16 protein-coding genes and 1 tRNA gene are annotated in these 14,176 nt (G+C 69.1%); 10 read left to right on the forward strand and 7 right to left on the reverse strand.

The window, feature by feature from the left end; all coding sequences use genetic code 11:
• Window positions 1-196: 196 nt before the first annotated feature.
• The 3 genes from NH339_RS01150 to NH339_RS01160 are packed head-to-tail and all read left to right on the forward strand — an operon-like array spanning window position 197 to window position 3,093.
• Window positions 197-1,084 carry a sce7726 family protein gene (locus NH339_RS01150; RefSeq protein WP_253021637.1) on the forward strand — a complete coding sequence of 296 codons (888 nt, stop codon included), beginning with the start codon at window positions 197-199 and terminating at the stop codon, window positions 1,082-1,084.
• A gap of 7 nt (window positions 1,085-1,091) precedes the next feature.
• Complete coding sequence (locus NH339_RS01155) at window positions 1,092-2,033, forward strand: sce7725 family protein (RefSeq protein WP_253021639.1); 942 nt, start codon at window positions 1,092-1,094, stop codon at window positions 2,031-2,033.
• Between the two features lies 1 nt (window position 2,034).
• A complete protein-coding gene (locus NH339_RS01160; protein WP_253021641.1) occupies window positions 2,035-3,093 on the forward strand; it encodes an RES family NAD+ phosphorylase in 1,059 nt (352 codons plus the stop codon).
• Window positions 3,094-3,122: 29 nt separating this feature from the next.
• Here the strand turns inward: NH339_RS01160 and NH339_RS01165 are convergent.
• The 3 genes from NH339_RS01165 to NH339_RS01175 all read right to left on the reverse strand — a co-directional run bounded on the left by NH339_RS01165 (window position 3,123) and on the right by NH339_RS01175 (window position 4,141).
• Window positions 3,123-3,195 (reverse strand) — tRNA-Leu (locus NH339_RS01165).
• 22 nt (window positions 3,196-3,217) lie between these two features.
• The gene (locus tag NH339_RS01170; protein WP_253021643.1) at window positions 3,218-3,715 is read right to left on the reverse strand and encodes an O-acetyl-ADP-ribose deacetylase; all 498 of its coding nucleotides are present in this window, start codon (window positions 3,713-3,715) and stop codon (window positions 3,218-3,220) included.
• Between the two features lie 39 nt (window positions 3,716-3,754).
• Window positions 3,755-4,141 (reverse strand): MerR family DNA-binding transcriptional regulator, encoded by a 387-nt coding sequence (locus NH339_RS01175; protein WP_253021645.1) that lies wholly within the window; start codon window positions 4,139-4,141, stop codon window positions 3,755-3,757.
• 52 nt (window positions 4,142-4,193) lie between these two features.
• On the opposite strand from NH339_RS01175, the gene NH339_RS01180 reads away from it, so the two are divergent.
• Both NH339_RS01180 and NH339_RS01185 read left to right on the forward strand, forming a co-directional pair.
• On the forward strand, window positions 4,194-4,787 hold the full coding sequence (locus tag NH339_RS01180) for an NADPH-dependent FMN reductase (protein ID WP_253021647.1): 594 nt from the start codon (window positions 4,194-4,196) through the stop codon (window positions 4,785-4,787).
• Window positions 4,784-5,920 (forward strand): erythromycin esterase family protein, encoded by a 1,137-nt coding sequence (locus NH339_RS01185; protein ID WP_253021649.1) that lies wholly within the window; start codon window positions 4,784-4,786, stop codon window positions 5,918-5,920. Before NH339_RS01180 ends, NH339_RS01185 begins: the two co-directional genes overlap by 4 nt.
• Window positions 5,921-5,930: 10 nt before the next feature.
• Here NH339_RS01185 and NH339_RS01190 read toward each other — a convergent pair whose 3' ends face one another.
• Window positions 5,931-8,312 (reverse strand): AAA family ATPase, encoded by a 2,382-nt coding sequence (locus NH339_RS01190; RefSeq protein ID WP_253021651.1) that lies wholly within the window; start codon window positions 8,310-8,312, stop codon window positions 5,931-5,933.
• 207 nt (window positions 8,313-8,519) lie between these two features.
• On the opposite strand from NH339_RS01190, the gene NH339_RS01195 reads away from it, so the two are divergent.
• From NH339_RS01195 to NH339_RS01205, 3 genes are all read left to right on the forward strand, one after another.
• Window positions 8,520-9,599: a hypothetical protein gene (locus NH339_RS01195; protein WP_253021653.1), complete on the forward strand. Its 1,080-nt coding sequence runs from the start codon at window positions 8,520-8,522 to the stop codon at window positions 9,597-9,599.
• Window positions 9,600-9,612: 13 nt separating this feature from the next.
• Window positions 9,613-9,813 (forward strand): hypothetical protein, encoded by a 201-nt coding sequence (locus NH339_RS01200; protein ID WP_253021655.1) that lies wholly within the window; start codon window positions 9,613-9,615, stop codon window positions 9,811-9,813.
• A gap of 100 nt (window positions 9,814-9,913) precedes the next feature.
• Entirely contained in the window at window positions 9,914-10,336 is a 423-nt protein-coding gene (locus tag NH339_RS01205; protein WP_253021657.1) for a hypothetical protein, read from the forward strand.
• Between the two features lie 51 nt (window positions 10,337-10,387).
• Here the strand turns inward: NH339_RS01205 and NH339_RS01210 are convergent, their stop codons facing one another.
• Both NH339_RS01210 and NH339_RS01215 read right to left on the reverse strand, forming a co-directional pair.
• The gene (locus NH339_RS01210; RefSeq protein ID WP_308207015.1) at window positions 10,388-11,254 is read right to left on the reverse strand and encodes an aldo/keto reductase; all 867 of its coding nucleotides are present in this window, start codon (window positions 11,252-11,254) and stop codon (window positions 10,388-10,390) included.
• Between the two features lie 84 nt (window positions 11,255-11,338).
• Window positions 11,339-12,277 (reverse strand): NAD(P)-dependent oxidoreductase, encoded by a 939-nt coding sequence (locus tag NH339_RS01215; protein ID WP_253021659.1) that lies wholly within the window; start codon window positions 12,275-12,277, stop codon window positions 11,339-11,341.
• A gap of 65 nt (window positions 12,278-12,342) precedes the next feature.
• On the opposite strand from NH339_RS01215, the gene NH339_RS01220 reads away from it, so the two are divergent.
• Together NH339_RS01220 and NH339_RS01225 are read left to right on the forward strand one after the other, a co-directional pair.
• On the forward strand, window positions 12,343-12,768 hold the full coding sequence (locus tag NH339_RS01220; protein ID WP_253021661.1) for a DUF1232 domain-containing protein: 426 nt from the start codon (window positions 12,343-12,345) through the stop codon (window positions 12,766-12,768).
• Entirely contained in the window at window positions 12,765-13,109 is a 345-nt protein-coding gene (locus NH339_RS01225) for a TraR/DksA C4-type zinc finger protein (RefSeq protein WP_253021663.1), read from the forward strand. Before NH339_RS01220 ends, NH339_RS01225 begins: the two co-directional genes overlap by 4 nt.
• A 51-nt stretch (window positions 13,110-13,160) precedes the next feature.
• Here NH339_RS01225 and NH339_RS01230 read toward each other — a convergent pair whose 3' ends face one another.
• Window positions 13,161-14,159, reverse strand: coding sequence for a LysR substrate-binding domain-containing protein (locus tag NH339_RS01230; RefSeq protein ID WP_308207016.1), 999 nt, complete (start codon window positions 14,157-14,159; stop codon window positions 13,161-13,163).
• Window positions 14,160-14,176 lie beyond the last annotated feature (17 nt).

Below are 14,176 nucleotides of genomic sequence, written 5' to 3' on the forward strand. Positions count from 1 at the left end.
CGCGACGTGGTCTTGTCGTCAGTCTGAGCCGCATCTGCCTCTCGTTCCACGCACTCCCAAGCGCTACGACTGCGCGGTCGCCCAGCCGCGACGGAAACCCGCCGCCTGAAACGCGTTGGCTTCGAGGGCGGCACGATAACCTTGAAGAACCGTCTTGGACGGCAGGACCACCAGCGGACACGGGAGGGTGGAGCGAGTGCGGCTCGACAGGCACGAAGCGTCTGCGCTCAGTCGCCTCTTCTCAGCCACCGTGTTCCGCGATTTCGCCAAGCAAGCGCGGTCACCACTCTTCGCACGCCTACTGTCGCAGACACGCATCCCGGCCTCCGTGTCAATCGAGTCATCCGTTGGCGACTGCTTCGACGAAGCGTTCCGCTTGCTCCGCCGCCCAGAGTTTCGCGACGACTACGTGTACAGATCGGCTATCACTCAAAAGATCCTCCTGGGACGCCATTCGTTGAACACAGCGACGCTGCTGAACGAGGTGCGGGTCGGGCCGCGCAAAGCCGATGTCGTGGTCTTGAATGGCACCTCGACAGCGTACGAGATCAAGTCAGAACGCGATTCCCTCGTCCGGCTTCGGGATCAAGTCAGCGCCTACCGCAGAGTCTTCGCGGCCGTGAACGTGGTCGCCAGCGAGTCCCGACTGACGGAAGTGCTTAAGAGCGTACCCGCCGACGTAGGCGTCGTTACACTTTCCGAAAGATTCAGGCTCCGGACAGAGCGCGAAGCCCTCAACACGCCTGGCCGCACCCATCCGACGATGATTCTCGAGATGCTTCGCCTCGACGAAGCTGAAAAGGTTCTCGCCTTCGTCGGCCGCGAAGCACCCACCCTCCCCAATACTCTTTTGCGCGCCGAGCTCCGACGGATCTACTCCCAATTAAATTCAGAGGCTGTCCATGACGCGATGGTGAAAGTTCTACGGCAAACACGTTCTCAATCCGTACTCGGCGGGTTCGTTACCGCACTGCCTACCTCGGTTCGAGCAGCTTCTCTATCTATTCAACCCACCCCGAGGAGCCGGAGTCTCATCGTCGAGGCCATGAACACCCCGATTGACACGGCTCTTTCCTGGAAGTGAGATATAGATGTACTACCCCTATTTTCGAGGGAAGCAGTTCGAGCTTATCGCAATCAGGGAGTCCGCGACTCTGATAGCAGAGTCGGGTTTTGTCCCGATCATCGAGCCCGTCCGCGAGTCGCTCGGAGGACTGGAGAAGGCACTTAGCGCACTAGCCAAAGCAGGAGCTCAAGCCGTTGTGGTGATAAATCCGCGGTACGGCGACCACCGAGAAGGCGGGGACAACATCACCGCCTTCCTTGAGCGAGATTACCGCGGAAACGACGCGATCCGACCCGGCATCCTGCTCACGAGCGAGACATCAATCACTGAAGCCGTAGCGAGAATTCGAGACACACAGCTTTCGGGAACCTCGCTGATCCATTCGGGGTTCACTGAGTCACGATCCCTTGCCGAGGCGCTAGGTACCAGCGAAGGACCTCACCGCAACATTTTCTTGGATGCGCACACAAATATGCTCTACCGACGACACTTCCAGGAGAGGCCGCGAGTCCTCATTGGTGACGGCTTCTTGCAGATGAAGAACTCCGCCTACCAGCCGATCGACGCCTTCTCTGATCTTCACGTGACCTACATCGATCGAGGGATGGACGGCTACGGAGATTTTCTCACAGTGGGCGACAACTATAGCGAGGGCGGCGGTCCGGCCTACGCTGTGGCCATCCATCTGACATTCATCGATCCGGAGCAGGATAATGCAATGTTCGTCTACCACTTTATTTCCGATACTAACGATACCCCGACCGATCCAGCAGGGAAATTCGCACAGGCCCTTGAAAAATTGATAAGTGCACTCAACTCCGGCCAATCAAATCTTGTTGAAAGCAGCGCCGTCGCAGAATTTCGCGACCTATACTCGCGCGGACACTTCCCCGGCCTCGGATACGTCAAGAAACTCTCGATCAAGCATCACCTAGAGACTCTTTCTGACTATCACGCAAGACTTTGAGATGCGTAGCAAGCAATGTTGCGCCAATTGCTTCGGTGATCGTGGATTGACCCGCCACATCATCCCGAAGGTTGTCGCAGACGGCACAGGCTTAGCTCGCAGTGGGGTGTGTGATTATTGCGGCACCGCTGACGCGACGACAATTGCTCCCGCCGCATTGAGTCAGTGGTTTGAAATGGTGCTCGACTGCTACCGTCCCGCCGAAGCGGGCAAGTCGCTGGCGATACTTCTATCCGAGGACTGGCGCTTGTTCGACCATGCCGCGATGGACGAAGCCCACGCCAAAGAGCTCCTTGCGGACATCCTCGACGACGGTGAGATCGTTCGACAGGCGTTCGCTCCTGCCGATCCCCCCCTTCATGAGACGCCTCAACGCTGGGATGAGCTTCGGGCCGAGATGATGCATCGGAACCGGTGGTTTCTTGACAAACCCATCGATCTCGAGCGGCTTGGCGAGTTGCTTGATCAGTTGATCGCGCCTCCCGAAGAGTTCGCTCAGATTTCCGACCTGTGGCACCGCGCCCGTCTAATCCCCGGCCCCGGACCGCTCCGTCTCGATGAGATGGGTGCCCCTCCGGCTCATCTAGCCGGACATGGACGCGCGAACCCCGCGGGAATCCGATATTTGTATCTCGGATCCACAGATCGGACCGCAGTGGCAGAAGTTCGACCTCACACTGGCGAACTGGCATGCGTAGCCACCTTTAGAATCCCGCTAATCCGAGCTTTGGACCTACGCGAACCGCGGAAGACTGCGTCCCCCTTCTTGCTCGAGAATCGCGAGCAGATGGCCGCGCTGCTTGCTGGACTGCCCCTCCTCGAACGGCTCGGAAAAGAGTTGACAAAACCGGTGCAGCCGCGAAGTGCACCCTTTGAGTACATCCCCAGCCAATACTTGTGCGAGTTCATAAAGAAACAGGGGTACCAAGGAGTGATCTATCGCAGTTCGGTCAGCGATGGGATTAACCTCGCCTTGTTCGACCCGAACCTCGCCGAGGGGGTGAGCGCATCGGTGGCCCGAGTGGACCGAGTTTCAGTCGAGATCACCGCTGCAACCTGACGCCGAGCCGACCAACGTAGAGCTGGCAGTGCTCCCGGTGGGGGTCGAACCCACACTGGGGCGGGTTTAAGCCGCCTGCCTCTGCCATTGGGCTACGGGAGCGCGGGGCCAGCCTAGGTGGTGGTCAGGCCGAGAGGCGCTGCGCGATCGCGTCGTGCGCGCTTGCGTCGTAGGCGACGAGGCGGGCCGACGCGACCTGCGTGATGGTGGAGCGGAGGGTGTCGACGGCGGCCGCGACGGCGTCGTCGAACGGCCAGCCGTAGGAGCCCGCGCTGATCAGCGGGAACGCAATCGACGTGGCGCCGAGCTCGTCTGCCACGGCCAGCGCGTTGGCGTAGCAGGACGTCAAGAGCGTGCGGTCGCGCTCGCCGCGGTTGTGGTTCGGTCCGACGACGTGGATCACCCACCTCGCCGGCATGCGGCCGGCCGTCGTCCAGCCGGCCTGGCCCGTCTCGAGGCCGCGCGGGAAGCGGCGACGACAGTCTTCCAGCACCTCCGGGCCGCCCGCGCGGTGGATCGCGCCGTCCACCCCTCCCCCGCCCCGCATGGCACGGTTTGCCGCGTTGACCACGGCGTCGACGTCCTGAGCCGTGATGTCGCCCTGCACCACCTCGATGTTCATGACCCGCCCTGAGCTGCCGCGTCGTCTCGCGATCGACGGTCAGACATCGTCGACCCCGGGCACCGCGCAGAGCGGACCGTCGGAAGCGAGGTCGTCGAGCGTGCGCCGCAGATCCGCGATGCGACGCTCCGCCTCGGCGACGAGCGAGTCCGTCAGCCCCTGCCAGTCATCGAGCGTCGGCTCCTCGGGCAGCGCGTCGAACAATGCGACGACCTCCTGGACGGTCAGGCCCACACGCTGCGCCACACGACAGATCCGCACCATGCACGGGGCGAACTCGTCGTACCGGCGCTGATTGCCGCTCGTGCGGTGAGAGGTGAGCAGGCCCTGGCGCTCGTAGAAGCGGATCGCCGACGCGGCCACGCCCGACGCAGCGGCGACGTCACCGACGGTCAGCGTCGGTCCTTCGAGCCTGGTGGAGGACACCTCTCGATCGTCGCTTGACTTCAACTAATGTTCAAGTCCTAGCGTCAACGGCATGGACTCTTCTGATGACCGGACCGCCTCCGAGACCCTCCGGGTGGGCGTGATCGCCGGCAGCACCCGGCCCACGCGCCGTTCGCCCGCCATCGCGCATTGGGTGGCCGACGACACCTCCGCACCGACGCTGCAGCTCCACACGATCGACCTGCTCGACCACGACCTCTCCCTGCTGTCCGAGCCAACAGCTGCCGCCTTCGGCGAGTACGAGCAGGCCAGCACACTCGCCTGGTCGAAGACGGTCGCGTCCTACGATGCCTTCGTGCTCGTGGCGGCGGAGTACAACGCGTCCTTCCCCGCCGCCCTCAAGAACGCCCTCGACCACCTCTACGCCGAGTGGCACGGCAAGCCCGTCGGGCTCGTCGGCTACGGGATGGCAGGCGGTCTGCTGGCCGTCGAGGCGCTCCGCCCTGTCGTGGCCGAGCTGCGCATGCACGTCGCGCCGACCACCCTCGCGCTCTCGGCCCACCGCGTCGACGATGGAAGCTACGTCCCCGCGAAGGACGAGGCCGACGCACTTCGCGCGATGCTCGGCGAGATCGCCGTGCTCGGCGCGGCTCTGCGCATTGCGCGTCAGGATGCGCTCGCATGAGCCGCGACGAAGCACTCACCGGCGCGATCGCACGAGCCGCCCGCCCCCTCGACATCGACGACCTCGCCGCCTCCCTCGCCGACGCCACCGTGGTGGGTCTGGCCCCCACCACCCGCGAAGCCCAGGAGGTGGCCGACATCCAGGCGGATCTCGTCACCGCGTTGGTCGAGCGCGGGACCAGCACGTTCGTCCTGCAGGACACCACCGACATCGGAGCGCGACTGGACGCCTGGGTGCACGACAGGGCGGGCGAGGACCTCTCGACGATCCAGGACGAGATGTGGGGCCCCTGGCAGACCATGTCGCTCGCACGCACCATTCACCGTCTGCGAGAGCATCAACGGGCCCACCCACCGGTTGCGCTGGAGGTCCGTGGAATCCGTCGTCCGACCGCGACTGTCGCCGACTACGACGCGGTCGTCGCTGCCGTGTCAGGACGTCCCCAGTCCGAAGCCGTCTCCGAGCTGCTGACGACCATCCGGGTCGCACACGGCGGGGGCGAGCACGTCGAGCGCGCCCACGGGCGCTGGGACGGTCCGCCGTTCGTGGAGCTCGCCAGGGCGGCCCGCGACCTCACCGCGGTCGCGCTCGCCGGTCGCCCCGCCCTGTCCGAGGCTCGGCTCCGACTCGACCGCATCGTCGAGTTCCACGCCACATCGCTCAGCCAGGGCCACGACGGGTCCGAGGACGAGCGGCGAGCGGCTGAGGAACTGATCGGACACCTGACGCGAACCGGTCGGCGGGCGGTCGTGTGGGACGGCATCGGTCATCTCGCCGGCGCCGGACCCGCGTTCGGGTCCAGGCTGCGCGACGTGCTGCTCGACGACTACCGCTGCGTGCTCACCACATTCGGCCAGGGCCGGATCCGCGACCTCGACCTCCCACCGCCCCGAGCGGACAGCCTCGAGGCCTCGCTGGAGGTCGCCGCCGCCAGCTTCGGCGGGTCGGTGGTGGTCGACCTGCGCGCCGACGGCCGTGATCTCCTCACCAAGGCGCACCACGTGCGGCTGGTCTCGGGCATGTACGAACCGACGCGGGATGACCGTCACTACATCACCGTCGACGACATGCCAGCGGCCTTCGACGTCCTCGTCCATGTCCCCCGCGTCTCCCCGGCAACCTTCATCTCGTGAGACGCAGGGCTCAGACCACGCCCACCCACGCGAAGAACTCGTCCGCGGAGATCACCGGCTTGCCGTACTCGCGGGCCTTGCGCGCCTTGCCCGACTGGGTGCCGACCTCGGCGACGACGAGGAGGTCGCACTTCGTCTTGGTCACGTTGGCGGCGGGGAGGAGGCCGGCGTCGCGGGCGAGGCGCTCCATCTCGTCGCGCCCGTACGTCCGGCCCGACGGCGACGTCGCCGTGCCGGTGAAGCACACCCGCGCGCCGGGCTGCAGCACGTCGGACGCGGACGGGTTCGTCTTCGCGACCGACGCGACGAGGTCGTCGACGAACCGCTCGTCGAGCAGTGACTCGACCGTGCGCAGGCGCTCGACGAGCTGGGGCGAGAGGCTCGACGCCTTCGTCGCGACGTTGGCCAGCCGCGCGACCACCGCGTCGGCCACCACCCGCGGTGGGCGCTCCCCCGACGGGGCGGCAACACCTCCGAGCAGCGTCGCACTCACCCCGACGCTCGCCTCCACCAGCGCGGAGAGGGTGGGGAGGCGGTCGGTCGACGGGGGCGAGAGGTCGGGGTCGCGGGTGAGCAGGTAGCTCGGGTCGGGCAGGCCCTCGGCCGGCTCGAACGGCGTGCTTGCAGCGACGGCGAGGCCCTCGTGGCGCATCCGCGTGAACGCCGAGAGCGCCGCTCGCGCCTGGTCGGCCGCACGACCCGACGACATCGCCATCCGCTCCGCCGAGGTCAGCCCACCGAGCGGCAGCTCGACGCCGAAGCCCATCGGCACCACGTGCTGCAGGCGCTTGAGCTCGAAGTCGACCATGCCGAGGGCGTCGTCCACCCGCGAGCCGACGAGCGTGACGCCCTCGAGCAGCGGCGCGAGCACCGCCCAGGCCTCCGGCAGGGTCGGTGCGAGCAGCACGTCGTCGGCAGAGATGCCGAACCGGGAACGCGCGTCGGCGAGGTCGCGCTCGGGATTCACGAGGGTGCTCACCGCGGTGCCGTCGTCGAACGCGACCGCCAGCTCCACCGGGCGCGGCCGCGAGAAGGTGCCCTCGTCGCCGACGAAGCAGACCCCCAGCGCCGCGAAGCGGTCCGGCGCCGTGCGCGCCACCTCGCCCGACAGGAACCGCGTGACCCGGCGGTCGGTGCGGAGGTGCCGCGGCTCGATCGGCCGCTTCAGCACCAGCCCCGCCATCGACGTCGCCCGGCTCAACGCCACGTACACCTGGCCGGTCGCGAACACCCCGCCCGTCAGGTCGACGACGAGCCGGTCGAGCGTCTGCCCCTGGCTCTTGTGGATCGTGATCGCCCACGCGAGCCGGCACGGCAGCTGCCGGTACGTGCCCACCACCTCGCGGCTCAGCGTGCCGCCGTCGACGACCGGCCGCGTCACCTCCCACGTGTACTCGTCGACCGTGACCACCGAGCCGTCGGCCAGCTCCACCTCCAGCTCGACGTCGCCCGAGACGTCGTCGGCCTCGATGCCCACCACGCGCGCGAGCGAGCCGTTGACCCACCGGTCGCTCGGATCGTTGGTGAGCATCATGACCTGCGCTCCGACCTTCAGCCGCAGCACCGTGTCGGTGGGCGGGTCGAAGCCGCCGAGGTCGCCGCTCTCCCGCGCGACGCTCGTGACGACGTCGCCCGGCAGCCGCTCCAGCCGCTCCCGGTTGCGCGCGGTGACGATGGAGTTCGACGGTGCGAGCGTCAGCCACAGCTCGTCCTCCGGCGGCTCGAAGTCGCGGTCGACGCGGCTGTTCAGCTCCTCGCGCGCCTGCTCCAGCAGCACCCCCTCGCGCACCGCGTTGAGCAGACCGGTGAGCGTGTCGTCGCCGAGCTGGCGGAACACCGTCGTGAGCGCGACGGTCGGGAACGCGTCGCGGTCGAAGCAGTGCGCGGAGTAGAAGTACTCGGTGTCGTACTGGGTGCGGAAGAACTCGGTCTCGCGGTCGCCGACGATCGGCGGCAGCTGCAGCAGGTCGCCGACCAGCACGACCTGCACCCCACCGAACGGCTCCCCCTCCCGCGGCCCGAACCGACGCAGCGCGGCCTCGACCATGTCGAGCACGTCGGCACGCACCATCGACGCCTCGTCGACCACGAGCGTCTGCAGACCGCGGATGGCGCGCGTGAACCGTCCTGGCCGGTAGGCACCGGAGCGGACGTCGTCGAGCGTCGTGGTCGGGCGGAAGCCGAACAGCCGGTGGATCGTGTAGCCGTCGACGTTCAGCGCGGCGATGCCGGTCGGCGCGGCCACCACCACGCGGCGCTCCGTCGTCTCCAGGAAGTGCCGCACGAGCGTCGACTTGCCGGTGCCCGCCTTGCCCGTGAGGAACAGGTGGCTGCCCGACTCCAGGAGCTCCAGCGCGCGCTCGATCTCCGGCGTGATGGTCAGGTCGGGCACGGGGCCAGGGTGTCATGCCGGGCGTCGCGGCAGGCCCGCGCGCATGATCCGAGGCGACGGGAACGGGTGTCGATACCGGATGGCGCGCCGTTTGGGAAGGCTTCTTCAGGAGATCGAGAGAAGGGCGCGCCGAGCCTGCCGGCCCTGCGAGTGTCGCGATCGCAGCGCCGCTCACCCGGCGGCGCCCGACACGAGAGAGCGGCCCCCATGCCCCCTTCCGCCCCCTTGACCGCGGTCACGACGGTCACCGCCACCGCGGTGCTCGCCAGCCTGCTCGCGGCCCCCTCCACCCGCCCGCCCGTCCTGCAGGGCGCGTCCGACACGTCGGTCGCGACCACCACGCAGCGCGTCGACGACGGCTCCACCCGCACCGTCGACACGACCGACCCGTCCGACGAACGGCTCCCCCTCAACGGCGACCTGACCGCCACCACCCCGACGCCGGCGCCGGTCTACCCGGGCGGCTCCGGCTGGGAACCGATCCGTCGCTCGACCACGCAGCAGATCACCATCGGCGGCGTCGGCACCGTGCCCGCCGACGCCTTCGGCGCGCAGCTCAAGGTCACCGGCCGCTGGCTGACGAAGAAGGACCCCGGCGTGCTCGCGGTCCGGGACCCCGAGCTGGGCGGCGACGTCATGTGGATCGAGCCCCCCACCGCGTCGAGCTACGTCTCCACCGAGACCTTCGCGACGACGCTCTCGCAGGACGGCACGATCGAGATCCAGAACTCCTCGCGCACCGACATCGACGTGAAGGTCGAGGTGCTCGGCTGGTACGCCGACCCCGACCCGCAGAGCGACGTCGGCGCGGGCGTCGAGGACGGCTTCGCGCTGATCGAGCAGATCCCCGACGCCGAGACCACCACGCAGGACGACATCGACGCCTGGCTCACCGACCAGGGCCTGGCGCGCGAGGAGTCCGTCTCCGACGCCGACTCCACCGAGGCGAGCCCCGCGGTCTTCGACCCCCGCTCCGACCGCTCGGCCCTCGCGACGGGCGCGGCCGCCTGCGTCCGCTCGATCGTCATCGCCGTCATCAGCAACATCTTCCTCGTCGCCAAGCTCGCGAAGGTAAAGGCGGCGATCAAGGCCGTCGGCGGTGCGAAGAAGGCCTACCGCGCGCTGCGCAAGGCGTACAAGGCCTACCGCAAGGCGGGCTACGGCCGGTCGTCGTCGGCCAAGTACGCCTTCCGGAAGGTGTTCAAGCGCGACGGCGTCGGCAAGGAGGCGCAGGCCGTCCTGCTCGAGATCGCGTCCGTCCAGGGCGTCATCGACAACTGCTTCTAGGGGGCACCGCGTCATGAAGAGCATCGACGACTACATCGGCGTCCTCGCCGTCACCGCCGTCACGTGCGTCGTGATCGGCTACGTCGACAGCGACGAGGCCACGTCGGGCGCCTACACGCTCGGCTGCGTCATCGCGATCTACCTGCTGGTCGTCTACGTCGTGCGACGGCTGCGCGACCGACGCCCGGTCGACGACGAGCCGCCAGCGCCGTAGATCTCGGCCCCCCGACGGCCCCGTCCTCCCCCGAGGGCGGGGCCGTCGGACGTCGAGGAGCAGCCGGTGACCTGGACGTCCCACCCACTACGCTCGCCGCGTGGACACTGCGACGCTGCTCCTGCTCGGCCTCCTCCTCGTGGCGTGCGTCGGCCTCAAGCAGCTGGTCGACATCAAGCGGGCGTCGCGGGCGGCTGCGAGCAGCGCCTACGTGCAGCGGTACTGGCAGATCGCGGACGATCTGCGTCGGGCCGGCAGCGACCCGCACCGGATCCACGAGGATCCTCGATACCTGCAGCTGCTGGACGACGAGCTCGCCGTCGCGGCCATCGGCCTGCTCGACGAGCAACAGTGGGCCACGTGGCACGGCGCCCTCGACGAGGAGCCGGCGCGGACGAGGGTCGTCGACGCGCTCCAGGTTTACGACCCCGGGACGGTCGGATTCCCCCGCCTGCGCCGCTGCCTCGACCAGCGGCAGCGCGACGGCGCACGCCACGACATCTCGCGCTGCGCCGGCGCCTGAACGTGCCGCGGCCCCGCCCTCGAGGAGGACGGGGCCGCGCCAGGCGGTGCGTCAGACGTCGAGACCGGACTCGATCGTCTTGAGCTCGTCGTCGGTCAGCTCGAGGTCGGCCGCCTCGGCCGAGTTCTTCGCCGACTCCGGACGCGAGGCGCCGGGGATCGGGACCACGACGGGCGCCTGCGCGAGGTGCCACGCGAGCGCCACCTGGTGCGGGCTCACGCCCCGCGCGTCGGCCACCTCCTGGAAGGCGGAGTGGTCGGAGCCGAAGTCGCCGGCCTTCTTGATGCCGCCGAACGGGCTCCACGGCAGGAACGCGACGCCGATCTCGGCGCAGTGGCGAAGCTCGTCACGGCTCGACAGGAACGCCGGGCTGAACTGGTTCTGCACCGACACGAGCCGCCCGTCGAGCACCTCGTTGGCCTCGTCGATCTGCGCGACCGTGGCGTTGGAGATGCCGGCCTGCTGGATGACGCCCTCGTCGAGCAGCTCCTTCAGCGCGCCGATCGACTCCGCGTACGGCACCTCCGGGTCGGGTCGGTGGAACTGGTAGAGACCGATCGACTCGACGCCGAGGCGCTGCGCCGACGCCTTCGCGGCGTCCTTCAGGTAGTCCGGATGGCCGTTCTGCGTCCACGAGCCGTCGCCCGGACGCAGGTGACCGCCCTTCGTCGCGACGAGCACGTCCTTGCCGGCCGCGTGGCTCTTCAACGCCTCCGCGATGAGCTCCTCGTTGTGGCCGACCTCGTTCGCGTCGCGGTGGTACGCGTCGGCGGTGTCGATGAAGGTCACGCCGGCGTCGAGCGAGGCGTGGATCGTGGCGATCGAGCGCTCACGGTCCGGCCGCCCCTCGATGGACATCGGCATGCCGCCGAGTCCGATCGCGCTGACGGTCACGTTGCCGATGGTGCGCTGCTGCACTGGGTCCTCCTGAGGTCGATGGAAGTCGTTGAACCTTCACCTTCGACCGTACGCCTCGTGCGCGAGCGCGCCAGCCGAGCGACCTCAGGAACCCGACACGTCGACGACGTTCAGCAGAGGCTCCCCCGCTGCGATGCGTCGCACCTGCTCGCGCACCAGTGGGCCGACCCGCTCCATCCGCGTCGCCACCGCGCCGCCGACGTGGGGCGCGACGAGCACGCCCGGCGTGGACCAGAGCGGGTGGTCGTCGGGCAGCGGCTCGGGGTCGACGACGTCGAGCGCCAGGCGCACGTGGCCGGACTGCGCGTACCGCACGAGCGCGTCGGTGTCGGCGACCTTGCCGCGCGCGACGTTCACCAGCAGCGCGCCGTCCTGCATGGCAGCGAGGAAGGCGTCGTCGACGAGGTGGTGCGTCGACTCGCCGTAGGGCACCGCGACGACCACGACGTCGACGTCGGCGAGCAGGTCGTGCACCTCGTCGATGCCGTGCACGTGGCCCCGCTCGTCGTCGCGCGCCGACGACGCGACCCGCACGAGGTCGACGCCGAACCCGTCGAGGCGACGTTCGACCTGGTGGCCGATGCCGCCGACGCCGAGCAGGAGCACCCGCTTGCCGAGCAGCCCGGGGCGCGCCGCGCCCTTGTCCCACCGGCCCTCCCCTCGGGCGGCGTTGCGGACGAAGTCGTCGAGCCCGCGCAGCGACGCCAGGGTGAGCGCGACCGCCAGCTCGGCGGTCGGCTCCTCGTGCACGTCGACCGCGTTGCACCAGGTGATGCCGTCGGGCACGTTGCCGATCGCGTCGTCGTAGCCGAGCGACTGCGCCTGCACGGCCTTGATCCGGTCGGCGTCGAGGACGGACAGGTCGCCGGTGAGCTGGTAGGGACGGACGGCGAGGTCGAGCACCACGTCGGCCGGGGGTGGTCCGGAGAAGTCCCAGACGTGGAGCTCGGCCGTCCCGTCGGACTCCAGGTCGGCGAACAGGTCGCGGGTCTCGTCGTCGGGGAGGCTCAGCTGCACGGGCATGGGTCCGATCATGCCGGTCCCTCGCCGACGTGCACGCCGTCGGTACGCGCACCTACCGTGGCTGCATGAGCACCTGGAGCGTCGTCGCGGCCGTCGTCGGCGGCCTCGTGCTGCTCTGGGCGGTCCTCGTCGGGCTGCTGTGGGTCGCGGCGCGGCGCACGTCGCAGCGGGTCGACCTGCGCGACCTGCTGCGCCTCGTGCCCGACCTCGTCCGCCTCACGCACCGCCTCGCCCGCGACCCGTCCCTGCCGCGCGGCGTGCGGGTGCGGCTCGTGGCCCTGCTCCTCTACCTCGCCCTCCCCCTCGACCTCGTCCCCGACGTCGTCCCGGTGGTCGGGTACGCCGACGACGTGGTCGTGGTCGCGCTGGTGCTGCGGTCGGTGGTGCGGCGCGCCGGGCCCGAGGCCATCGAGCGCCACTGGCCGGGCACCGACGTCGGGCTCGCCGCCGTCCTGCGCCTGGCCGGCGTCACGTCGGGGGCTGCGTCGTGACCGACGCGGGAGCACGTCTGGAGGAGGAGCGTCGACGCCTGCTTGCGTCGATCACGTCGCGCGACGCCGACGTCGCCGGCATCGTCGCCGCCCGCGAGGGGTCGAACGTCGACGACGAGCACGACCCGGAGGGAGCCACCATCGCCTTCGAACGGTCGCAGGCCGACCACGCCGCCGACAGCGCCCGTCGCCGGCTCGCGGCCGTCGAGTCGGCGCTGCGCCGCATCGAGGACGGCACCTACGGCGTCTGCGAGGTGTGCGGTCGCCCGATCGGCGAGGGTCGGCTCGAGGCCCTCCCGGCCACCACCCTCTGCGTCGTCTGCGCGTCCCGGCCCCGCTGAGTGTGACGTTGGGGGCCCAGATCGCGTCGATCTGGGCCCCCAACGTCACACTCAGCGGGGTGGGGGGCTACTGCCCGCGGCCGCAGCACTGCGCAACGCCGACACGACGACCGACAGCACCCCCTGACGGTGGGCGTCCACTCGGACGTGGGCGGTCACGCGCCGCGCGACCGCGGGCCTGACCACCCGCCGGACCTCGAGCCCCGGGGGCCTGCCTGTCAGGGCCAGGTCGGGGATCACCGTCACGCCGAGTCCCGATGCGACCAGGGCGAGGGCGGCGTGGTGGTCGTCGAGCCGGGCGGCGAAGAAGGGAGAGAACCCCGCGGCACCACAGGCGTCCCGGATGATCCGACCCGTGGGGCTGTCGTAGATGTCGTGGTCCACCCACGCCTCGTCCCGCAGCTCCGCCATCGGCACCTCGTCCCAGGACGCCAACGCGTGCCCTGCAGGAAGCACGACGCTGAACTCGTCGAAGGCCAGCACGTGCCGTCGGTAGCCCTCGTGGTGCAGCTCTCGTCCGTCGAGCGGCTCGGTCTGGACGATCACGTCGGGCGGTCGCCGCCCCCGACCGTCGTGGGGCTCGTTGAGGCTGACCTCGAGCGTGGTCCGGGGGTGCTGCTGCGCCAGCGCCGTCGCGACGGCCGGGATCCACGCCTGCGCCACCGAGGCGAAGCAGGCGATCGCCACCCCCTCGACACGACCTTCCCGCAGGTCCAGGGCGACCCTGTCGAGCCGCTCCAGATCGGCCAGGACCGGCGCCGCACGCTCGACCAGGTGCAGTGCAGCCGCGGTCGGGACGATGCCTCGGCCCTGCTTCTCGAAGAGGACGAGGCCGCTCTCGCGAGCCAGCAGAGCGACGTGCTGGCTGACCGTCGCGGGTGCGTAGCTCAAGTTTCGCGCTGCGGCGCTGACCGAGCCCGCCGCCACGACCGCCTGGAGCACTCGGAGTCGTTGCACGTTGAGCACACGACCATCGTACGGCCAAGACGAACGTTTCCACGTTTTCTTCTGCTTGTCTCGACGCGTTCTCTTCCGGAGACTCGTGACCACGACCCGGCCGAGGAGGA

Source organism: Aeromicrobium sp. CnD17-E, from assembly GCF_024124745.1.
Taxonomy (GTDB): domain Bacteria; phylum Actinomycetota; class Actinomycetes; order Propionibacteriales; family Nocardioidaceae; genus Aeromicrobium.

Excerpts from the sequence above, each read along its gene's own strand:
- NH339_RS01155 (WP_253021639.1), top strand. The coding sequence starts at position 1,092 with ATGTACTACCCCTATTTTCGAGGGAAGCAGTTCGAGCTTATCGCAATC.
- NH339_RS01160 (WP_253021641.1), top strand. The coding sequence starts at position 2,035 with ATGCGTAGCAAGCAATGTTGCGCCAATTGCTTCGGTGATCGTGGATTG.
- NH339_RS01170 (WP_253021643.1), bottom strand. The coding sequence starts at position 3,715 with ATGAACATCGAGGTGGTGCAGGGCGACATCACGGCTCAGGACGTCGAC.
- NH339_RS01180 (WP_253021647.1), top strand. The coding sequence starts at position 4,194 with ATGGACTCTTCTGATGACCGGACCGCCTCCGAGACCCTCCGGGTGGGC.
- NH339_RS01185 (WP_253021649.1), top strand. The coding sequence starts at position 4,784 with ATGAGCCGCGACGAAGCACTCACCGGCGCGATCGCACGAGCCGCCCGC.
- NH339_RS01195 (WP_253021653.1), top strand. The coding sequence starts at position 8,520 with ATGCCCCCTTCCGCCCCCTTGACCGCGGTCACGACGGTCACCGCCACC.
- NH339_RS01200 (WP_253021655.1), top strand. The coding sequence starts at position 9,613 with ATGAAGAGCATCGACGACTACATCGGCGTCCTCGCCGTCACCGCCGTC.
- NH339_RS01215 (WP_253021659.1), bottom strand. The coding sequence starts at position 12,277 with ATGCCCGTGCAGCTGAGCCTCCCCGACGACGAGACCCGCGACCTGTTC.
- NH339_RS01220 (WP_253021661.1), top strand. The coding sequence starts at position 12,343 with ATGAGCACCTGGAGCGTCGTCGCGGCCGTCGTCGGCGGCCTCGTGCTG.